Here is a 21,780-nt window from a genome sequence, read left to right as displayed (position 1 = left end):
ATCTGCTGTTTCATACACTATAAAAAAGAGATCTTTAAGTCAGTTTTAAATAGGAAAAGACTATTAGAATGATGAAACTTATAATTCGTATATATTTTTTAATATTTTCCTTGACTTTAATACAAGCTCAAGGAATTCCTCCTGTAGTAAATTACCCACCAGATACATATAATGCAGATAACCAAAACTGGATGCTTACACAAGCTCCAGATAAAACATTATATGTTGCAAATAATAAGGGTTTATTGGTTTTTAATGGGGCACAATGGGATTTATACCCTTCTCCAAATGGAACTATAGTTCGAGGAGTCAAAGCAGTTGGCAATAAAGTATATACAGGTGCTTATATGGATTTTGGCGTATGGGAAAAGGATGAAACTGGGGTGCTGCAATATACCTCTATTGTGACAAGGTTGAAAGTAGCAATGATTGAAGATGAGCATATTTGGAATATAGAACGTTATGGACAATACGTGCTTTTTCAATCTCTAGATCGCATTTATATATATGATGATTTAGGTGGTAAAATCGAAATGATTACTCCAGATGGACCAGTAGTGCGTTTATTTTTGGTGGATGATGACTTGTTTTTTCAAGTAAAAGATAAAGGATTATATACTATAGATAAAGGACAACCAAGCCTTTTTAATTCAAGTTCTATAGTTATTCAAGAGCGTTTAATTAATCTCTTTAGAATTGAAGGACAGTTAATAGGTATTACTGCAAATAAGGGGTTCTATATTATAGATAAAGAAGAAGCGATATCATGGGATGTATTAGATAATGAATCCATAAAAAAATATACTGTTTATAGTGCTTTACAGCGAAAAAATAAATCTATTGTTTTGGGTACTATTGAAAACGGAATCGTCCAACTCTCAAAAGATGGTGAATTTCAATATCAAATAAAACAAGGGAGTGGTCTAAATAATAATACAGCGCTAGCACTATTAGAGGATAAGGATCAAAATTTATGGATCGGTTTAGATGCTGGAATTGATTGTGTAAATAGTCAAAGTCCTTTTCGTCAATATATAGATGTAAACGGAATTTTAGGAACTATATATGCCTCAGCAACCGTAAACGGTTATATGTATTTAGGAACAAATCAAGGATTGTTTTATAAATTAGAAAACTCACAATCAGATTTTATAAGAATGCCAGGAACTGAAGGGCAAGTATGGAACTTGCGTCTTATAGACGGGACCCTTTTTTGTGGTCATAATAATGGAACATATATTATAGAGAATGATACACAGCGATTAATTGCTGATATTGAAGGTACTTGGGATATTAAAAAAATTCCGGGTAAGGAAGGTCTTCTTCTACAAGGTAATTATGGCGGGCTTTATGTCTTAGAGCAAACTTCTACAGAATGGAGCGTCAGAAATAAGATTGAAAACTTTGTTAATTCCTCTAAGCATTTTGAATTCACAGAAGACAATAGCATTCTTGTTAGTCATGAGTATAAGGGAGTATTTGAAATAAAAACGGATCAGCAGTATCAACAAGCTCTGGAAGTGTTTAAGCATACAAGTGTTGCTATTATCGGTGAACATTCTAGTCTGTCAAGGCTAGATGACGCTATTTTTTATGCAAATAAAGAAGGAGTTTTTACATATAATAGTAAAGGTCGAAACTTTATACGAGAAGAAAAACTTAGTAAAATCTTCAATGATGATGCTTTTGTTACCGGAAAATTAATTGAAGATCAAGATAGGATATGGGCATTCACAAAAGAAAACCTTATTAGTATTACACGAGATAAACTAGATGGGGAATATATAGTTGAGAAAATTTCTATGCCATTTAACTTGCGAAATACTGTAGAAGGTTATGAAAGCTTTGTTAACATACGTAAAAATGAATATCTACTAGGAACCTCAAATGGTTATATCGTTGTAAATACATCTAAAAATGAAAATACAACTCAAGAGTATAAAATTAACTTAAAGTCTGTAGCTGTTCACAAGTTGGGTGAAAAACCTAGATTAATGCCTTATAAGGAAGATGTGATTTTTCCATCGTATGATAATAATTTAAGTTTTTCTTTTGGAGTTCCTGAATATGATAAATTCCATACTACTGAGTATTCCTATTTATTAGATGGATTGTATGAATCTTGGAGCCCTTGGACATCCAATTCAAGTCTAGATTTTGAAAACTTACCTCATAATACGTATACATTTAGAGTGAAAGCTCGGGTAGGAGGAGTAGAAACAAGTAATGAAATACAATATACTTTTACTATTGAGCGCCCTTGGTATTTGTCTAACATGAGTATCATAATATACAGTATACTAACCATATTGTTGTTTATAGCATTAAATTGGTTTTATAAACGATACTATAAGAAACAACAAGAATTAGCTCTTGATCGTACCAAAAAAGATATGGAGCTTAAGGCGCTAGAGAGCGAAAAACAAATTGTAGTATTGAATAATGCTAATCTTAAACTAGATATTGATGCACGTAACAGAGAACTTGCTGTTTCTACCATGAACATGATTAATAAAAGCAAAACTCTTAATACTATTAAAAGTGCTTTATTAAAAGCTAAAAAAGTTGAAGACATAAATACAATCATATCCTTAGTAGATAAGACTATCGAGAATGAGGAAGACTGGAACTTTTTTGAAGAAGCATTCAATCATGCTGATAAAGATTTTTTCAGAAAGGTAAAAGAAATACATTCTTCTTTAACAGCAAATGACTTAAAATTATGTGTGTATTTACGACTGAATATGTCTTCAAAAGAAATCGCTCCATTATTAAACATCTCCTCACGTAGTGTTGAAATAAAACGTTACAGATTACGTAAAAAACTCAATTTATCAAGGGATGTCAATCTAAATGACTACTTCATTGATCTTTAGCGAGTACAACAACTGCTTTTTAAAACTCAACATAAGTACAACATTGATGTAATTTAACTTAAAATTTTCAAATTATATTAATTTCTTTTCTTTAGTTAAGACCCTATAAACACTGAGTCATATTATTATTATTTGATAATATGATAACAAGTAGTGCCAGAAATTGCAATGTATGTTTTTTGTATAGGGCTTATTTAAGGAATCCTCAGCGTTTGAGCCTAAATTTGAGAAGATTGGAATTCTGGTAAAAACATGCTTTAGCCTGAATCATTATTGTTAGCAAATAATATAAGGTTCTCACTATTAATTATGATTCATCAAATTCTAATGTAATCGTTTAATACTTTCTTAAATATATTATTATGAAAAAAATTACTTTATTATTATTTTTTGCTTTGCTCGGAGGAGTGACTATGCAATCTCAAAACTTACTAAGCAATGGTGACTTTGAAGGAGGGATGACTGTATGGGAAGGAAATGGATTTAATGTACAAACAGATGGAGGTAACAGCTTTAATTTTGTAGATGTTGCTACCGCAGGAAATCCATTTGACGTAAATTTAAGTCAGAGAGGGCTTGACATTGCAGAAGGACAAACTTTCACTCTAACTTTTGATGCTTCTACAGATGCAACAACTGCAAGCCGCACAATGCTAGCAGGAATTGGTCTTTTTGTAGACCCATTTACAAATCAAAGTATGGAAGTTACTGTAACAGAAACAACACAAACGTTTTCTTTAGAACTTGTTGCTAATTTTAGTTCTGCAGACAGCCGCGTATTATTTGATATGGGAGCAGCTACAGGTATTGTAGTTATAGATAATGTATCACTTACTTTAAACGATACGCCTCCTTCAGGAGATAATTTATTATCTAATGGTGATTTTGAAGAAGGAATGACTGTATGGGAAGGAAACGGATTTAATGTACAAACAGACGGAGGTAACAGCTTTAACTTTGTAGATGTTGCTTCAGCTGGAGAGCCTTTTGCTGTAAACCTTAGTCAAAGAGGAATTAATATTACAGAAGGTCAAACATTTACTTTAACTTTTGATGCTTCTACAGATGCAACAACAGCAAGTCGTACAATGCTAGCTGGAATAGGTCTTTTTGTAGATCCGTTTACAAATCAAAGTATGGAAGTGACAGTAACTGAAACAACACAAACATTTTCTTTAGAGCTTGTAGCAAACTTTACTTCTGCAGATAGTCGCGTATTATTTGATATGGGAGCAGCTACAGGTATTGTCGTTATTGATAATGTGACACTTGTTTTAAATGAAGAAATGAATAATGAAGGTGAACTGTTATCAAATGGTGATTTTGAACAAGGAATGGTTACTTGGTTTGGAAATGCCTTTAATGTACAAACAGATGGTGGAAATAGTTTTAACCTATCAGATAATGAAGTTTCAGGAAATCCATTTGACGTAAATTTAAGTCACCCAGTAGCACTTGAAGCTGGAGTTGCATATACTTTTAGTTTTGATGCATCTACTTCAATGGAAGATGGTAGTAGAACAATCATCGCAGGGATTGGCCTTAATGAAGGTGATTTTGCAGCAGCTACAGAAACAGTTACTATAACTTCTGATATGCAAACTTTTACATTTACGTTAACACCTCCTTCTGGTAGTGCTAATAGTCGTGCATTATTTGATTTAGGAGCAGACGACGGTGTTTTAGTGATTGACAATGTATCCTTAACGTTAGCAGATGGTGGTGAAGATCCAGTTCTTCCTGCAGTTGCCGCTCCAACACCTCCTGCAAGAGCTGTAGAAGCTGTATTCTCTATTTTTAGTGATGCATATACTGATCAGCCAGATGTTGTATTTGGAGCGTTTGGTGTAGGTACTCAAGATATTGAAACAATTCAGATAGAAGGTGACAATACACAACAGATTGGTACAAATCAGCCAGCTGCAGAATTCTTATTAGTAGATTGGGGAGTTCTTGTAGACAATACAGCAATGACTCATTTCCATATGGATTATTGGATTGATACTGATATATCTACCGGTTTAATAGCAAATCCACTTTGGTCTAACCATGTTGGAGATGCTGGAGAAACATCTTCATTTGGATTAACAAATCCAGTTACAACATTTGGTGAGTGGGTATCTGTAGATGTTCCTCTTTCAAGTTTTGATTTTGGAAACAATAGTAACGATCAACAAAGAGATGCTTTAAGACAGTTTGTACTTACATTATCTGGGGCAGATGGTGGAAATAGAACCATCTTTTTAGATAATATATACTTACATAACAATACAACTCTTGGTACTGAAGAATTTTCAAATATTAATGTATCTGTGTACCCTAACCCTACAGCAGAGCGTTGGACAGTAACTACAAATTCTAATATCATTACGTCTATAGCTGTATATGATATGTTAGGAAGAAGAGTATCGATAGCAACACCAAATGCAACTACATTTGATATTAATGCTTCAAACCTTAGAACTGGGATTTATATTGCGACTGTAACAACTCCAGAAGGACAGAATACCATTAAACTTATTAAACAATAAATTAATTAATCTTAGGGAGATTAATGATTTTAGTAGGTGAAGGGTTATTATCGTAAGATAGTAACCCTTTTTTATGTAATAGAGCTAACTATACTGTTTTTATATAGTATTTTTGGTATTTTTTCTTTTCAAATAGTCTTCAAACCATTCTATTCTATTCCATAGACCAGACATTTCCTGGACAATTTCAATCTTTCCGTTGGTGAAGAGCATTTCTAATTCAAATGTAAAATCACTGTCTGTAAGTTTCCATTTTGTTTCTAGAAGAAGGAAAGCATATTGATTTTTCGATTCATAATGTTGTGGAATACAAATATGGCTTTTCTTCCAATCAATTGATTTTAAAATATCTTCAAATAACACATTTTCTATACGTCCATTTTCAAGACTTTTTAAATATACTTGTTGTAATTTATCGATCAAATCCAGTTGTACATTGATTGAAAGATTCAAGAACTCTTCAAAAACTTGGGCTTGTCTATCAGTCCACCAAGTTTGATTTTCTTCAATTTCAAACCAAGTTTTCATTGAATCTCCTAACCATGGAATATATACTTCCGAAATTGAATGTACAGAAGTGCCATCGTTATCTATGTTCCAATTCTGTGTATTCATTTAGTATAGTTACTTATACTGTTTTTATAATCCACATCCCTCCAAAAACAGCAAGAATACCTAGAGAAAAACTTGCAATAGCATAAATTGCAAATAGCATAAAATCACCAGATTTTAAAAAGGAATGATGTTCATATGCAAAGGTGGAGAACGTTGTAAAACCACCACAAAACCCAGTAGCAAGTAAGAGAGTTGCATTACTGGATAATGCATTATTCTTTAGTGCCCAACCCAATATCATGCCTATGAATAAACTGCCGAGAATGTTTGCTGTAAAAGTCCCATATGGGATACCAGTAGAAGAGGTATTCCAAATCTTGGATAATAAATACCTAGCAATACTTCCTGTACCACCACCTAAAAAGACAAGTAATAATTGTTTCATATAATGGCTCTACCTTTTAAATAAAGCGAAGTAAAAATACTATTAATTATTGGATAGGAATATAAATTTCAGTGATCCAGTCTGCTGGATTTGGAAATTGCCCAGGATCGTTCGTATAAATCTCAAATGGTTTTTGATCACTTTGTATAAGACTGTATTGACTGAGGTATTTCATCCCCTCATCCCAAGCATTCCCTAGGAACGTATAGTTTCCTTTTAATGTCACCAGTACCGTTTTTGTTCTAGGAATATACCCACTTAATAAAGTACTTTCTCCTTCTATCTCGACTTTGTTTTGCGTAGGAATTGCATTACTCATAATAACAGTTCCATTAGAATTCATCTCATTATAGATCGTAAATGGCATTCCAGCTTGTGAGACGGTATGCTGATTCATATATTGAAGAATCTCCCCATAATTCTGCCCCATAATGGAACTTATATTACTTCCACTAGCAGATGTCGTTTTATATACGTAAAAGCCACCACCATATTCTGTAACCCCTTTTATCGTAACAGTATGCTCATCCATTCTTCCTCTTACATGTGAAGCGAGTCCCTCTAATCCCGATGTGTACATAGCACGCATGTCCTTGTCAAAATCCATACTAGAGAAAGCAAAATATACTTTATCCATAAGGGTGTGCTCTCCAGTAGTTCTCCAAGAAACTCTTACCTCTCCAGTTTTAGTATGTGTAAATTCCCAATACACTTTAGAAAATCGTTCTCCTCCAGGCGTTACAATAGCAAGATCTTGCTCGATACTCAAATCCTGTTCTGCGTTTGTTGTTTTCATATTACCAGGAAAATCACCATCCCAAGAATAACCACCTCCAACACCTACAGTATTTTTAAGATATGTGAACATCATGGTAGAATCTTCTTTTTTCCAAGGACCCCAATGTTCCCAAGTTTTATAATCATTTACAGTATTAAATAGGAGAGAAGCGGGAGCTTGAATTACCTTGCTTTCTTTGATATCGTAGTTTCCGTCTTTAGAGGCAAAATAAATAGATCCACCGATTAAAAAAATAAGTAATAGGAAGAGGATCAGTTTAAAAACTTTCATAGTGTCTAGGGGGGTTAGTTAATGTAGCTAAGATAAAGGATTTTTAAAACATGTAATTTTGGTATATTTACGCGTAACAAAAAACTTTCTCAATGAAATTTAAAGCAATTTATGGCTTTGGTCTTGCCGTATTATTATCGGTAAGTTGCGGTCAAGAACAAAAAACTACTAATGAAGGGGATACGAATGATACCGCTTTCGCGAAAGCGGAAACAACATTTGACTATCAAGTAGATCAATTTGCAGATATCAAGATATTACGATACCAAATTCCAGGATTTGAGGATTTAACACTTAAAGAACAACAACTTGTGTATTATATGACACAGGCAGGGCTTGCAGGACGTGATTTGATGTGGGCACAAAATTACCGTCATAATTTAACGATACGTGCCGCATTAGAAACAGTATATACTTCATATAATGGAGACAAGAATTCTGAAGACTGGAAACATTTTGAAGAATATCTTAAACGTGTGTGGTTTTCAAACGGAATACATCACCATTATAGTAATGCAAAGTTGAAACCAGCATTCTCAGCTGACTATTTGAAAACGTTATTATCTGCTACTGGGGCAACACTAGAAGGGGAGGAGTTTGATGTACTTTTTAATGATAAAGATGCTAAGAAAGTAAACCTTTCTAAAGATGCAGATATTGTACTTGAAAGTGCGATCAATTTTTATGGACCAGATGTAACTACAGCAGATGTAGAAGCATATTATAGTGCTATAAAAGTAGATAAGGAAGAACCTATAGAAGTAGGGTTAAACACACGTCTTGTAAAAGAAAATGGAAAACTTGTAGAGCAAGTATATAGAAGTGGAGGTTTATATGGGGAAGCTATCGATCAAATCATTGGTTGGTTAGAAAAAGCAAAAGGCGTTGCAGAAAATTCTAAACAGGAAGAGGCTTTAGGGTTACTTATAGAATATTATAAAACGGGAAGTCTTGATACTTGGGATGATTACTGTATCGCTTGGGCAACTTCAACAGATGGAAATATAGATTGGATCAATGGATTTATAGAAGTATATAATGACCCAAAAGGATACAAAGGATCTTATGAGACGATTGTACAGATTAAAGATTTTGATATGTCTAAGAAGATGGCTGTCCTTTCTCAAGATGCACAATGGTTTGAAGACAATTCACCTTTAATGGCAGAACATAAAAAGGATACTGTAAAAGGAGTTTCGTATAAGACAGTAATTGTTGCTGGAGAGGCAGGAGATGCTTCGCCTAGTACACCTATTGGAGTGAACTTACCAAATAATAACTGGATCAGACAAGCACATGGGAGTAAGTCTGTATCGCTAGGTAATATTATAAATTCATATGCAAATGCAGGAGGATCGGGACGTTTGGAAGAGTTTTCTCATGATGAAGAAGAGATAGCACTAGAAAAAGAATATGGTCAACTTGCAGATAAACTTCATACAGCTTTACATGAAGTAGTTGGACACGCTTCAGGACAAATTAATAAAGATGTAGGTACACCTAAAGAAACGTTGAAGAGTTACAAGTCAACAATCGAAGAAGGACGTGCAGATCTTTTTGGACTGTATTACTTAATGGATCCAAAATTACAAGAATTAGGACTCGTAACAGATTGGAAAAAAACAGGAACTGCTGCTTATGATGGCTACATCCGTAATGGTATGTTATCACAATTGGTACGTCTAGAATTAGGAGATGATGTAGAGGAAGCGCATATGCGTAACCGTCAGTGGGTAAGTGCGTGGGCTTTTGAAAGAGGAGCAGAAGAGAATGTTATCGAGAAGGTAACTCGTGATGGGAAAACGTATTATAATATTAATGACTACACAAAGCTACGTGCTATTTTTGGGGAGTTATTACGTGAGACACAACGTATCACATCAGAAGGAGATTATGAGGCTGGAAAAGCACTTGTAGAGGACTATGGTGTAAAAGTAGATCAAGTGATTCATAAAGAAGTATTAGATCGTAATAGTAAATTTAAAAGTGCAGCTTATAGTGGTTTTGTAAATCCAGTGATTGTTCCTACAATGACAGATGGAGAGATTACAGGGTTTACTATAGAGCAACCTGCATCGTTTGAAGCTCAGATGTTAGAATATGCTAAGACTTATGGTTTCTTGAAGTAATTAAATAGCTATATAATAAAAAAAGGCTGTCCAATTTGGACAGCCTTTTTTGTTTTGCAAAAAGATATAACGATTACTCAGCAAATTCCCCGCTTTCAGGCTTTGCAAAGAAAGAATCGTCTAATATTTTGTCAGAAGCAGTAGCATTAATAAATGTACGCTCAGCTGCCATTTCTGTAGGAGCACCATCTACCACTTTATACCATTGTAAAGCACTAGGTAACTGTAAGTCACCTACCTTAGTCCATTGATCATATTTTATAAAACTAAAACGATCACTTTTTTCATTTTTACCATAGGTTACTGTATAGGCTAGCCAAGTCATTTGATTTGTTTTTGGATCACGATATACGATGTACTCATCATCAGGTGCGTCACCTACGCCAGCTCCAAAAGAAATTTTAGTTCCAGGGTAGGATACTCCTTCAAAATCTAAAGCTGGAACATCTGTATAGGTAATTCCATCATCACCTAAGACAAATGGCATTGCATAAAAGTAAAACATAAGGTTATGATAAAAACGAGCACGTTGTGGTTGATAATACGTAGAGTCTTGATCAAGCCATACTTTCTCTCCGTCAAATCCTAAAGTGAATTTTTCTGTTTTAATCGTTACTTTACGTGATTTTAAATCTACAGTATGTACCTCATTTCCAGCTTCTTTTTCTAATGTGAATGATACATTATTTGCAGCATTCCAAGTGTCGATACCTCCGTGTGCTTTAAAAACAGATGCAATAGTTGCTGGATATTCTTTAGTAGCAACTTTTGGAGTTTCTTCTACTAATTCTGGAATTGGAGCTGTTTCTGTAGACTGTTTACAGCTTAAAGCGAAAATAGATATCGCAAATAAGAAAATAATTTTTTTCATGAGGGTAATTAGTTTTTAATAAATGTTACTGGTTTTCTATCACTTACTCTTATAAAATAAATACCATTAGTAAATGTACTTACATTCATTGTAACTAATTGCGAGTCAGTATTTTTATGACGTAATACAACACGGCCTAAGGTATCATAAATGATAATATCGGAATCTAAGTCGATATTTTCTACAATAATTACAGATGTGGTTGGATTTGGATACACTTTTATTGAAAATGTGATTTCATCTTCAATACCAAGATCAAGGAAAGCAATAATTTCAAAAGGAACAATAGTCACACATTCGTCTTGAGGAGCATTTTGAAAACGCACATAGAGTGTCTGCATAGCCGCGACTGTATTTGTATAATTTTCAGGATCTGCAATTGGATTTATATTATTCTGAGCGTCCTGTAATGTTTCGTGATATGTAATATCAAGGACGAAAGGATCATTTGTAAATTGAGGTATAATTGCTGTTAGATCAAATACTTCAAAACCATCGCCATTTACATCTGTTATGACAAGAGGGTCAGGTGTTGTCGTATTAGGTTCAAAAGGAAGTCTAGCCTCAATAGTAAAGGTTGTAATATCAAAACCTCCTCCTCCTTGTACTCTCACAAAAACTAATTGAGGGTTTACAACATTTTCATAACTCTCTGGATTAGGAAATCCAGGACCGTTACCTAGTGCATCTCCAGATGTAAGATGGAATGTTACATTTACATTTGTTTGATCTCCAATAATCTCAGGAATTGTTGTTGTAAGATCAAAGACTTCTACGCCATCTCCAGGGTTATTAATGTCACAGAGATAAATATCTTGTGCTTGATTTGCTGTTACTTGAGATATAGCAAATGATGATGCCAAGAAACAGATAATACCTATAATTCTTTTTGTAGTTTTTTTCATGGTATAAAAGTAAGAAACTTTATAAGATCTTACTTTTATACAAGAATTTGATTATCGTTTTAACATTTTAAGTAAAGGGCCATTCGCATCTATACGAACAAAATAAAGTCCCGTTTTTAATGAACCAACCCGTACCGTTTGCTCTATTTGTGATGTATGCGTTATTTGTTGAACCATTTTTCCTGTGATATCATAGATAGTAACTACTTTAAATGGAGTTGTAGCAGTAATTGTAATTTCATGTGCTACAGGATTAGGATAGATCGTAAAATTAGTAACTGAAAACTCATCAGTATTTAAGGCTACATCTGGATCTAAGAAATCTGGAATGTTATTGTTATTGATATCATCGTCTAGAGGAGAACCACTATTATTATAATCCTCATCAGCAGTAAGTACAGTATCTCCATCATCATCATTGTCTAGATAATTTTCTATCATGTCATTATCTGTGTCAATAAAGTCTTGTGGAGCAACACCAGCACCTATTCCCGTGATTTCATCTATAGTCATCACTAGGTCTCCATCATCATCGTCATCTAGGTAGTTTGGAATATTATCGTTATCGGTATCATCATCATCTAGATCTCCATTGTCATTAAGATCTTCTTCATCGTCTGGAACTCCATCATTATCGCTATCTACACAAAATCCTACAATGAGATCAACGACAACACTATTTGTGCAAAATGTAGTAGTACTTTGAACAGTGTTAGTCACTACAGCTACTACCGTATTTGTATTACTTATATAGCTTTCTGGATTTGGTATTTGAGGAGCTCCATTATCTGCGGCAGTTTGATCTATAAACCAAGTAACAATAAATATTGTAGGGTCTAAAGTTCCAAGAATTTGCGATTCCTGTGTCGTAAGATCAAAGGCGGTTATTCCATCTGTATCAAAATCACAAACTAGATATGGCGCTAGATCTGTATTAATTTCAGGAGTATCTAATATCACAAGATTTAACGGTACAACATCAAAACACCCCGTTATTATATCACTTACCCTTGCATATACCGTCATAAAGAAAGGATCAATATTTACAAATTGCATATTGTCGAGTTCTAAACCAGCAGGAGCATTGATTGCATCTGCTTCCGTAAAGAAATAAGTTACCTCTAATCCGGGTGCTCCACCTATAATTTCGTCATCACGACTAGAGAGATTAAATGAGTCGAAAATCCCATCATTATCATCATCACACACTTCATAATCTGTAGGTACATTAGCAATAGGGGCTAGGTTTACAATAAGAGTTATTGTTGTAGTCGCAAAGCAAGAAGTTGTAGGGTCTGTTACTTTAATATAGATTAGTTGTGGATTTACAACATTTACATAGTTGACAGGATCAACAATTAAAATATCAGCATTCAGATCTGCTAGGGATTCAAAATATGAAACAACAAGATTAGGGTCGCTTCCAACAATACTACTCTCTACCACTGTTAAATCAAAAACAGCAAAAGCGCCATCTTCATTACATAATTCTAAAGCCCCAAGATCTGAAGAGACATTAGGTATAGTATTTACAATAAGATTAAATACCCCTATTTCAAATAAATCACTGTTAACGACTTCCTCAACACGTACAAATATAATAGCATCACTGCTTGCAAAAGCAGTTGGATTAGCGATAGGAGCTACATTATTATCTGCATCTGCTTGCGATAGATGATATGTGACAACAAAATCTGCTGGATTTTGAGAACCTAAAACGACAGCATCGTTTTGAGTAAGATCAAAAAGAGCAAATCCATCTGTATCGTCATCACAAACAACAAGGTCTACGGGTGGGTTTTCTATGGCATCCATAGAAGATGCTTTTAAGGAATATAAGCTTCCAAATACAAAAAGATAAAGTAATAGTTTATTCATGATGAGTAGTTTAAAAGTAAAAATAGTTATAATACCTTTGCTTCCAATAGAATCGCACCTATAATCTATGTTAAAACACATTACAAGTCCTCAAAATCCAACAGTGAAAAGACTGTTGCAGTTACAAGAAAAGTCCCGATCTCGTAAGAAAGAAGGAGGTTTTATTATTGAAGGATTACGCGAGATAAGCCTTGCCATTTCTGGAGATTATACGATTACAGAGTTGTACATAAAAGAAAGTTATCTAGAAGATGTTTCGATTGTGACTCTTATAGATTCTCTGAAAAATGTTTCTGTAATATCTCTGTCTGATGAGGTGTATAGTAAGATAGCATATCGAGATGGAACTGAGTCTGTGATCGCTTTCGCGAAAGCAAAAAATACTAGTTTACAAGAATTACAATTACCAGAAAACCCGTTACTTCTTATCGCTGAAGCCCCTGAAAAGCCAGGAAATATAGGAGCATTATTACGTACTGCAGATGCCGCTGCTGTAGATGCAGTGATTATAGCCAATCCCAAAACAGATATTTACAACCCAAATATTATAAGGTCAAGTGTAGGATGTGTTTTTACAAATCAAGTGGTACTAGCATCTACAGATGAGGTTATTTCTTTTTTACAAGCGCATGATATTCAAATTTTTAGTGCAATTCTTCAGGAGGCACAGCCTTATCATCTGCAAGATTATACAAAAGCATCCGCCCTTGTTGTAGGAACTGAGGCTACAGGGCTTACAGAAGCTTGGAGGCAGGCAAGCACACAAAATATTAAAATACCTATGAGTGGAGCTATCGATAGTATGAACGTTAGTGTGGCTGCAGGAATACTTACTTTTGAAGCAAAAAGACAGCGAGATTTTAAATAATTATTAGGTATATAATCAAATAAAAAAGCGGTTATAGATAAGATATATAACCGCTTTTTTGTAAAGAGTCTTTTTTGAAGAATGCTTAGAATTTAAATCCTATACGGGCGTAGTAAAATGCACCACCAAACCCAAATTGTACAGCATCCCAATATCCACCAGATTCTGTTTCACCATCATTTTGTTGAGAAGGGTACTCATTAAAGATATTATTACCTCCAATACTCAATGTAAGGTTATCGCTTAATTCATATCCAAAATTCAAATCAAAGACAGTTTTTGATTCATATACATCTTCTGTATCGGCAAAATCTATTAAGACAACTTCGCTATAGTTTGTAGCAGTTGCAGCCACATTAAATTTCTTGATTTTATAAGAAGCATTGAGTACAAACTTACTATCTGGAGCAGAAGCTTCTAGGAATGATTGTTCTCTCGCTCCAAAAAATGTACCTGCATCTAAAGCTCTATTATTAATATTTCTAATACTAAGATTATTTATATTACCAATAAGCGAAGTTCTAAACAACCCATTTCCTATATTTTTTTTCCAAGATAAAACAAGATCTAATCCTGTAGTTTCTGTATCTACTCCATTTGCAAAGAATTGAGCTTCACTAACATTGATTCCTAAGCCACTAGCATCAAAAGTTCCGGTAAGTACAATTCTATCATCTACAGTAATATAATAACCGTCTACAGTAGCTGTAAAATCACCAAATGTAGCAGCAAAACCTAACGATAGGTTTACAGCAGTTTCTTCTTTTAATTCTCCAATGCCAAACGCTGCGGTTACTGGGCTGTTATTAGGAGACAATAACGTTTCGGTAGCAACACCACCTTGAAAATCTGTAAACCTCAAATTGAAATACACTTGTGCTAATGAAGGAGCTCTAAAACCAGTACTCGCAGATCCTCTAATATTAAAGTTATCTGAGGCTTTTACTCTAGCAGCTACTTTTCCGTTTATGGTACTTCCAAAATCACTGTAGTTTTCAAATCGAGCTGCAGCGGCAAGCAAGAAATTGTCTGTGATGTCTAATTCTCCATCTGCATATAAAGAGAAATTAGATCGGTTTCTATCTACTTCATTTGAAGGACTGTATCCTGGGAATCCTTGAGATCCTCCTGGACGTAATTCTCCTGTTAATGGATCTGTAGGTTGTGTTTGCGTTGCAGGATCTGTAATTAATAATCCATTCGTGTCAAAAGTTCCATAAGAACCTTCTTCTCCAGAGAATATGATGAAATTTTCTGTACGATATTCTAATCCTAAAGCGAGGTTGAAACCACTAGCAATTTCATCATAATATTTAGAAAAATCAACACTACTCGTATTCTGGCTTAATGAGTGACCTCCAGCATCAAACTCTGTAGGAGATGCTTCTTCTAATGATGCATTTAAAGTTCCTTCAATAAAGTAATGGAAATTGTTCTTTCCCCAAGTATTATTAAAATCAATATTCCAACCCGAATCAGTTTCTGTTCTAATACCTGCAGAAACAGAGTTGTCTGTTATTGTAGAAGTGATTCTTGGTGTAAATCCATTTGGATAGATACTAGGGATAACTCTTTCTCCTCCATTACGCGTAAAAGCAAAGGCATCTGTATCACGATAATTTCTTCCTCCAAAGGCATATACTTCTGTTTTTTCAGAAACTGGGATAGAAACATTTCCTATAAAATTAAATCCAGTTAAAGCGGCTTCTCCAAATCCTCTTCTAAAATCATATCCTGGACGTAACGTTTTATTTTTGTCTACATACTCCATAGAGAAGTTTGCAAATCCTTCGTCTCCAATAGCTACACCATAGTTTAAACCTAGTTTAACAGAACCACCATCAAAACTTTGATCATCAGCAATGACGTTTCCATCTCTATCTGTATCTAAACGATTACCATCGGTATTTGGAGTTCCTGCAGGAAAATCCCCTTGAGCATTTGTATTATAAGCCCCGTAACTTAATGTTCCTGTAAGCTCATTTACATTATCTTTAAGTACAATATTTATAACTCCAGCAATAGCATCAGACCCATATTGAGCAGAAGCTCCATCACGCAGTACTTCAATTCTTTTAATAGCAGAAACTGGAATATTATTTAAATCTGTTCCTGAATTACCTCGACCTCTTGTTCCGAAGATATTAATCAGGGATGAAGTATGTCTTCTTTTTCCATTGATTAATACCAATGTTTGATCTGGACCTAGACCTCTTAAGGTTGCTGGGTCAATATGATCTGCTCCGTCTGCCCCTGATTGTTTATTGGCATTAAAAGAAGGTGCTGCATATTGTAGTAACTCATTTACTTCAATTTTTCCAGATTGAGATGATACAGCTCCAATGTCTATAACATCTATAGCAACTGGTGTATCAACAGCTGTACGCTTTGGACTTCTAGATCCTACTAGTTGAATGGCATCCAAGCTAACTCCTGTAACAAGAGTGACATTAATTTGTGATGAGTTACCTACCGTTATTTCTTGTGTTTCAAAACCTATATAAGAAAAAACGAGTACACTTCCTGAAGGGCAATCTATAGTGTATTTTCCATCAAAATCTGTAGTTGTGCCAGTAGTAGTTCCTTTTATAACGACAGAAGCACTAGGGACAGCAACTCCTTTATCATCTACTACAGTTCCAGATATGGTTTGCTGTATTTCTATATTGGCTTTTGTTACTGTATTCTCTTTTACATCTTTTACGCTTGGATTATTAGATAGTCCAGTAAATGCGATCATTAAAAGTAAGATGAATGAAACATTCATTTTTATACGATGTGTGTAAAGTAATTTTGTACTTTTTAAAAAAATAGATTGGTAGATTGTTTTCATAATTATTTGGTTTTAGTGATTGTTAGTATTGTTTCTTTGATACCTTAATAATAGGTTGTATCAAAAAGAACTCAAGTACGTGCTCTCAAAATTTTAATACTATAAAATGAAGAAATACATACTTGATTATCTAATATAGTAAACTGATTATCAATCATATAATTTTATTTTACATTTATTTTATCTATATATAAAGAATAGGTTGAATCTTAAAAAAGGATTTTCTGTTGACCGTGATCAATTAGAAAACTCCAGTATGGTACTGATTCTATTTATAGCCTATAGCATTATAGAATCTTATATTAAAGCAATGCCACTATTTATTCTTTATACAAAAAACTGTTACTTTAATTCGTAGATTTGGTTGTTAATACAATAATTACGTTTAGCCCCAATACTTATGACTCCACATATTTTATTTTACATTATTATAGGGATTCTTATTATAAGCTATCTTATAGATTTTGCTATGGGATATTTAAATGCAAAACATTATAGTGATCCTATTCCTGAACTATTAAAAGATGTATATACAGAAGAAGAATATTTAAAATCGCAAGCTTATAAGAAGGCAAATGATACGTTTGGGAATTATACAGCTACATTTGGATTATTACTCATGCTTGTTTTTTTCTTTTTTGACGGCTTTGCACTAATAGATACGTGGGCAAGATCATTTACAGATCACCCTATAGGAGTAGCTTTGATCTTTTTTGGTGTTATTATGTTCGGAAGTGATATTCTTACTACCCCTTTTGCCTATTATAATAATTTTGTTATCGAAGAGAAGTATGGATTTAATAAGATGAAACCTATTACTTTTTTTATGGATAAAGTAAAAGGTTGGTTTATGGGAGTAGTCATAGGAGGTGGTTTACTAGCATTGATTATTTGGATATACGAAATGACACAAAATAGATTTTGGATCTATACGTGGGTAGTAATTACCATATTTTCTGTATTTATGAATATGTTTTATGCACGCCTTATCGTTCCTATATTTAATAAACAAGCCCCGTTAGAAAAAGGAGACCTTCGTTCAAAAATAGAGACCTACGCTACTAAAGTTGGGTTTACTATCCACAATATATTTACCATAGATGGTTCAAAACGTAGTAGTAAGGCAAACGCATATTTCTCAGGATTTGGTCGTGAGAAGCGTATTACATTATATGATACATTAATTCATGACCTTGATGATACAGAAATTGTAGCTGTACTTGCTCATGAAGTCGGACATTATAAGCGTAAACACATTATTACAAATATGATGTTATCGTTTGTCATTACTGGATTTACGTTATGGTTATTTTCCTTATTTATAGGAGAATCTATCATCGCAGAAGCAATAGGTGTCACAACCCCTTCTTTTCATGTAGGACTTGTTGTTTTTGGGATTTTATTTACACCTATTTCGGCAGTGACGGGATTTTTTATGAGTGCGCTTTCGCGAAAGCATGAATATGAAGCAGACAACTATGCAGCACAAACGTATGCTTCAGAACCTTTAATCACCTCGCTTAAAAAACTATCAAAGAATAGCTTGAGTAACTTGACGCCACATCCTTTATATGTAAAGCTCAATTATTCACACCCTACATTATTACAACGTGTAGAGAATCTTAAGAAACAGTAGTGTAGGGAATGAGGTTGTTTTAGAGAATAGTGTATGAATGTATTTTGCTTTCGCGAAAGCAAAAAAAGAATATACTAACACATGTTTTCTTTAAGAATTGCATACAAAACCATTATAGTGATAACCGGTAATATAGTTATAACAATACTATATAATGTATAGTAGTTTTTATACTTAAGATTCCCTTTATTCCTTTGCCAGAACCCATCAGATAATTTTCCTTTGTGAATTCCATAAGGTTCTATCGTTTTGTGTTTTTTAAATCCTCAGAAGTAGACATGATAAATACAGATGCTACTACGCATATAATTATGATCATGTAGAAGTACATCTATGAGAGTGTTATAGAATCTGTTGAATTACTCAATGATTTCTATTTTCATATAGATGTTTTCTTCAGGCCATTCACTTCCGTCTACTGTTACTTTATTTATTTCATCTATTACATCCATTCCTTTTGTAACACGACCAAAAACGGTATGGTCTCCATCTATATGATGTGCTCCTCGATGTGATTGTACAATAAAGAACTCAAAAGGAGAAGAGGCATTGCTTATATTTTGCTCACTATATTTTGCAGCAGAAAACGCACCTCTTATGTGCTTATATTTTTTCTTAGCTTCATTAGGCAATAGATAACGTCCTATACTAGCACGATTATTTGCTGTTGTTTTGGTATCGTTATTTCCTCCTTGAACTACAAAATCAGGTGATACTCTATGAAACTGAGTAGTATTAAAGTACTCATTCTTAACAAGCATAATAAAATTTGCACGATGTAGAGGAGTATCTTCAAAAAGGGTCACTTCAATATTTCCAAAACGAGTTTCTATGCGAACCTTTGTTTCTGGATTTTCTTCTCCATATTTTTTTAAGAAAGGTTTTAAGTCAGCTTGAGATGCAATAAGTGGATTTTTTGAAGTCCTTTTTGGTGCTTTTTTTTCTTCTTCTTTTACTTGAATAGTATCTATAATTGTAACAGGTTCTGAAGGCTCTTTCTTTGCAGATTTAGTATCTTGACAGCTTAAGGAAAGCATAAGTAAGATTAAAAAAATAATTGACCTGTACATAAATGAAATTTGATACTTGTTTAAAATTACTTTCAAAAATAAGCAATTTGCCATTGCCAGGTAAAGTAGCTCAGTTTAAGATGGCACCTATAGAACGGGTGAAAAAGTTTAGTGATCTTGATATAGAAAAACGGTCTCCTCGCAAAGCGGGAGTGATGATTCTTTTGTATCCAGATCAAGAGGATATTACAAAAATAGTATTGATTCTTAGGAAGACATATCAAGGAGTTCACTCGAATCAAGTAAGCTTTCCTGGAGGGAAAATAGAAAAAGAAGATAGCTCTATGCAAGCGACAGCTTTAAGAGAAACCGAAGAAGAAATAGGAGTTTCTACCTCAATGATAACAGTTGTTAAAGCCATGAGTACGAGTTATATCCCACCTAGTAATTTTAATGTATATCCTTTTATAGGCTATTGTAATACTCCTTTACATTTTACACCCCAAGAAGAAGAGGTAGAGGGTATTATAGAAGTTTCTCTAGATGACTTATTATCTGATGCAACAGTTATTTCAAAAAAAATGTCAACTTCTTATATGGACGATATTGATGTCCCAGCTTTTTTATTAAATGGTCATGTTGTTTGGGGAGCTACTGCTATGATGCTAAGCGAAGTAAAGGAACTCTTACTTTCTGGATTAAAAGGATAGGGTTTTTGTATCTTTGGAGTTCTGTTTTGATACAAACAGGTTTATTTAATACAATACATGGGGATATTTAAAACCAATCCATTCGGGCATATACTTTTCTTTAAAAAATGGCTTATACGCATTGCAGGAGCCTTGACACACAGGCGTTATAGAGGTTTTAATGAATTACAAATAGAAGGATCAGATATCTTAAAGAATTTGCCAGATCAAGGCGTTTTATTTGTTTCAAATCATCAAACATATTTTGCAGATGTAGTATCGATGTTTCACGTTTTTAATGCAAGTCTTAGCGGAAGAGAGGATTCTATTAAAAATATAGGCTATTTATGGCAACCTAAATTAAACTTGTATTACGTCGCGGCAGGAGAAACTATGAAGAGTGGTTTATTACCTCGTATTCTTGCGTATGCAGGAGCGATTACAGTAAGTAGAACTTGGAGAGAAAAAGGAAAAGAAATAGAACGTCAGGTTAATTTTCAAGATACAGAAAATATAGGGGTTGCTCTAGATGATGGTTGGGTGATTACCTTTCCTCAAGGAACTACAAAGCCTTGGAAGCCTATTCGTAAAGGAACTGCACACATTATCAAACAATATAAGCCAATTGTAGTACCTATCGTTATAGACGGTTTTAGACGTAGTTTTGATAAGAAAGGGTTGCGTATCAAAAAGCGTAATATCCTGCAAACTTTTGAAGTGAAAGAACCTTTAGTGATTGATTATGAGAATGACTCTGTAGATAAGATTGTAGAACAATTAGAATATGCTATAGAACAGCATCCATCTTTCCTTAAAGTAATCCCTGTAGAAGAGTTAGAAAAAGAAGAAGAGCTTAATAAAAAAAGGCAGTGGGAGTATTAAACATTCTCTGAAAATTTTAAAAACTATTTCTTCAATTACTTTTGTAAAACATTTGCACGTTAGTATAAAAAAGTACAAACTTTAGGGATGGTTTGCACTTTCTTTCTTTTTAATTGTTTTTTAAAGCTTTCCAATTGGTTGTAGCTGTTTTTTCCATTTCGGCTTCATTGTGTAACCATGGAATTATGGTATTAAATGGTTTTCCTTCCCAGAAGTCATTATAAAACAGGTATAATTTCCCATCATCGATTCTAAAAGTTTCAGGATTAACAGGTGCTCTTGTATTCATTTTTGCAACAGCAAAAGCACAGTGTCCATCAAACTGTGGCAAATATGCTGTCGGATTCTCTTTAAATACTCGTAGATTTTCTGCGTTTACAAAATAGTAGATAGCTTCTTTATGTGTTGTAGAGAACTCTACACTACCTTGTTTTGCAGTATTTGTAATAAAATAATTTACTACATCATATCCTTTGTTTGCCAATTTGTTTTCATCGGTATTTACTTTTTGCGCATGAATGTTGTTTGCTACTATGGTGACCAATAAGATCATAATCATTTTTTTAATTGTTTTCATCGTATACTTATATGATTAATAATGGT

The 21,780-nt window shown here is 33.8% G+C and carries 16 protein-coding genes; 7 read left to right on the top strand and 9 right to left on the bottom strand.

The window, feature by feature from the left end; translation table 11 throughout:
* Nucleotides 1–110: 110 nt before the first annotated feature.
* Together ABJD27_RS06080 and ABJD27_RS06075 are read left to right on the top strand one after the other, a co-directional pair.
* Nucleotides 111–2,876, top strand: coding sequence for a triple tyrosine motif-containing protein (locus ABJD27_RS06080; protein WP_348202011.1), 2,766 nt, complete (start codon nucleotides 111–113; stop codon nucleotides 2,874–2,876).
* Between the two features lie 362 nt (nucleotides 2,877–3,238).
* Nucleotides 3,239–5,407, top strand: a complete 2,169-nt coding sequence (locus tag ABJD27_RS06075; RefSeq protein ID WP_348168160.1) for a carbohydrate binding domain-containing protein — start codon at nucleotides 3,239–3,241, stop codon at nucleotides 5,405–5,407.
* Between the two features lie 99 nt (nucleotides 5,408–5,506).
* On the opposite strand, the gene ABJD27_RS06070 is transcribed toward ABJD27_RS06075, so the two are convergent.
* Genes ABJD27_RS06070 through ABJD27_RS06060 form a run of 3 tightly spaced genes read right to left on the bottom strand, consistent with a single transcriptional unit; the run spans nucleotide 5,507 to nucleotide 7,476 of the window.
* Nucleotides 5,507–6,022 (bottom strand): hypothetical protein, encoded by a 516-nt coding sequence (locus tag ABJD27_RS06070; protein WP_348168157.1) that lies wholly within the window; start codon nucleotides 6,020–6,022, stop codon nucleotides 5,507–5,509.
* Between the two features lie 13 nt (nucleotides 6,023–6,035).
* On the bottom strand, nucleotides 6,036–6,407 hold the full coding sequence (crcB, locus tag ABJD27_RS06065; protein WP_348168154.1) for a fluoride efflux transporter CrcB: 372 nt from the start codon (nucleotides 6,405–6,407) through the stop codon (nucleotides 6,036–6,038).
* 46 nt (nucleotides 6,408–6,453) lie between these two features.
* Nucleotides 6,454–7,476, bottom strand: a complete 1,023-nt coding sequence (locus tag ABJD27_RS06060; RefSeq protein WP_348168151.1) for a GyrI-like domain-containing protein — start codon at nucleotides 7,474–7,476, stop codon at nucleotides 6,454–6,456.
* A gap of 92 nt (nucleotides 7,477–7,568) precedes the next feature.
* On the opposite strand from ABJD27_RS06060, the gene ABJD27_RS06055 reads away from it, so the two are divergent.
* Entirely contained in the window at nucleotides 7,569–9,605 is a 2,037-nt protein-coding gene (locus tag ABJD27_RS06055) for a dihydrofolate reductase (protein ID WP_348168148.1), read from the top strand.
* Nucleotides 9,606–9,678: 73 nt separating this feature from the next.
* On the opposite strand, the gene ABJD27_RS06050 is transcribed toward ABJD27_RS06055, so the two are convergent.
* Genes ABJD27_RS06050 through ABJD27_RS06040 form a run of 3 tightly spaced genes read right to left on the bottom strand, consistent with a single transcriptional unit; the run spans nucleotide 9,679 to nucleotide 13,259 of the window.
* A complete protein-coding gene (locus tag ABJD27_RS06050; protein ID WP_348168145.1) occupies nucleotides 9,679–10,476 on the bottom strand; it encodes a DUF6503 family protein in 798 nt (265 codons plus the stop codon).
* 8 nt (nucleotides 10,477–10,484) lie between these two features.
* Entirely contained in the window at nucleotides 10,485–11,381 is an 897-nt protein-coding gene (locus tag ABJD27_RS06045) for a T9SS type A sorting domain-containing protein (RefSeq protein ID WP_348168142.1), read from the bottom strand.
* A 51-nt stretch (nucleotides 11,382–11,432) separates the two neighbouring features.
* Nucleotides 11,433–13,259 carry a T9SS type A sorting domain-containing protein gene (locus ABJD27_RS06040; RefSeq protein WP_348168139.1) on the bottom strand — a complete coding sequence of 609 codons (1,827 nt, stop codon included), beginning with the start codon at nucleotides 13,257–13,259 and terminating at the stop codon, nucleotides 11,433–11,435.
* A 67-nt stretch (nucleotides 13,260–13,326) separates the two neighbouring features.
* Between ABJD27_RS06040 and ABJD27_RS06035 the strand changes: the two genes are divergently transcribed.
* On the top strand, nucleotides 13,327–14,127 hold the full coding sequence (locus ABJD27_RS06035; RefSeq protein WP_348168136.1) for a TrmH family RNA methyltransferase: 801 nt from the start codon (nucleotides 13,327–13,329) through the stop codon (nucleotides 14,125–14,127).
* 85 nt (nucleotides 14,128–14,212) lie between these two features.
* Here ABJD27_RS06035 and ABJD27_RS06030 read toward each other — a convergent pair whose 3' ends face one another.
* Nucleotides 14,213–16,960, bottom strand: coding sequence for a TonB-dependent receptor (locus tag ABJD27_RS06030; RefSeq protein WP_348168133.1), 2,748 nt, complete (start codon nucleotides 16,958–16,960; stop codon nucleotides 14,213–14,215).
* Nucleotides 16,961–17,360: 400 nt separating this feature from the next.
* Between ABJD27_RS06030 and ABJD27_RS06025 the strand changes: the two genes are divergently transcribed.
* Complete coding sequence (locus tag ABJD27_RS06025; protein WP_348168130.1) at nucleotides 17,361–18,596, top strand: M48 family metallopeptidase; 1,236 nt, start codon at nucleotides 17,361–17,363, stop codon at nucleotides 18,594–18,596.
* 359 nt (nucleotides 18,597–18,955) lie between these two features.
* Here the strand turns inward: ABJD27_RS06025 and ABJD27_RS06020 are convergent, their stop codons facing one another.
* Nucleotides 18,956–19,666, bottom strand: coding sequence for a peptidylprolyl isomerase (locus tag ABJD27_RS06020; protein WP_348202010.1), 711 nt, complete (start codon nucleotides 19,664–19,666; stop codon nucleotides 18,956–18,958).
* Nucleotides 19,667–19,668: 2 nt separating this feature from the next.
* On the opposite strand from ABJD27_RS06020, the gene ABJD27_RS06015 reads away from it, so the two are divergent.
* Both ABJD27_RS06015 and ABJD27_RS06010 read left to right on the top strand, forming a co-directional pair.
* Nucleotides 19,669–20,316, top strand: a complete 648-nt coding sequence (locus tag ABJD27_RS06015) for a CoA pyrophosphatase (RefSeq protein ID WP_348168124.1) — start codon at nucleotides 19,669–19,671, stop codon at nucleotides 20,314–20,316.
* Nucleotides 20,317–20,373: 57 nt separating this feature from the next.
* On the top strand, nucleotides 20,374–21,177 hold the full coding sequence (locus ABJD27_RS06010) for a lysophospholipid acyltransferase family protein (protein ID WP_348168121.1): 804 nt from the start codon (nucleotides 20,374–20,376) through the stop codon (nucleotides 21,175–21,177).
* A gap of 109 nt (nucleotides 21,178–21,286) precedes the next feature.
* Here ABJD27_RS06010 and ABJD27_RS06005 read toward each other — a convergent pair whose 3' ends face one another.
* The gene (locus ABJD27_RS06005) at nucleotides 21,287–21,754 is read right to left on the bottom strand and encodes a YHS domain-containing (seleno)protein (protein WP_348168119.1); all 468 of its coding nucleotides are present in this window, start codon (nucleotides 21,752–21,754) and stop codon (nucleotides 21,287–21,289) included.
* Nucleotides 21,755–21,780: the final 26 nt, after the last annotated feature.

Origin of the sequence: Dokdonia sp. (genome assembly GCF_039945015.1) — a bacterium.
In the GTDB taxonomy this organism is placed as follows: domain Bacteria; phylum Bacteroidota; class Bacteroidia; order Flavobacteriales; family Flavobacteriaceae; genus Dokdonia.
This window is presented reverse-complemented; position numbering and strand designations above follow the sequence as displayed.

Bases quoted from the DNA above. Each gene is read 5' to 3' on its own strand.
- ABJD27_RS06020 (WP_348202010.1), bottom strand. From the start codon at position 19,666: ATGTACAGGTCAATTATTTTTTTAATCTTACTTATGCTTTCCTTAAGC.
- ABJD27_RS06075 (WP_348168160.1), top strand. From the start codon at position 3,239: ATGAAAAAAATTACTTTATTATTATTTTTTGCTTTGCTCGGAGGAGTG.
- ABJD27_RS06015 (WP_348168124.1), top strand. From the start codon at position 19,669: ATGAAATTTGATACTTGTTTAAAATTACTTTCAAAAATAAGCAATTTG.
- ABJD27_RS06070 (WP_348168157.1), bottom strand. From the start codon at position 6,022: ATGAATACACAGAATTGGAACATAGATAACGATGGCACTTCTGTACAT.
- ABJD27_RS06045 (WP_348168142.1), bottom strand. From the start codon at position 11,381: ATGAAAAAAACTACAAAAAGAATTATAGGTATTATCTGTTTCTTGGCA.
- ABJD27_RS06035 (WP_348168136.1), top strand. From the start codon at position 13,327: ATGTTAAAACACATTACAAGTCCTCAAAATCCAACAGTGAAAAGACTG.
- ABJD27_RS06050 (WP_348168145.1), bottom strand. From the start codon at position 10,476: ATGAAAAAAATTATTTTCTTATTTGCGATATCTATTTTCGCTTTAAGC.
- crcB (WP_348168154.1), bottom strand. From the start codon at position 6,407: ATGAAACAATTATTACTTGTCTTTTTAGGTGGTGGTACAGGAAGTATT.
- ABJD27_RS06040 (WP_348168139.1), bottom strand. From the start codon at position 13,259: ATGAATAAACTATTACTTTATCTTTTTGTATTTGGAAGCTTATATTCC.
- ABJD27_RS06005 (WP_348168119.1), bottom strand. From the start codon at position 21,754: ATGAAAACAATTAAAAAAATGATTATGATCTTATTGGTCACCATAGTA.
- ABJD27_RS06010 (WP_348168121.1), top strand. From the start codon at position 20,374: ATGGGGATATTTAAAACCAATCCATTCGGGCATATACTTTTCTTTAAA.
- ABJD27_RS06055 (WP_348168148.1), top strand. From the start codon at position 7,569: ATGAAATTTAAAGCAATTTATGGCTTTGGTCTTGCCGTATTATTATCG.
- ABJD27_RS06030 (WP_348168133.1), bottom strand. From the start codon at position 16,960: ATGAAAACAATCTACCAATCTATTTTTTTAAAAAGTACAAAATTACTT.
- ABJD27_RS06025 (WP_348168130.1), top strand. From the start codon at position 17,361: ATGACTCCACATATTTTATTTTACATTATTATAGGGATTCTTATTATA.
- ABJD27_RS06060 (WP_348168151.1), bottom strand. From the start codon at position 7,476: ATGAAAGTTTTTAAACTGATCCTCTTCCTATTACTTATTTTTTTAATC.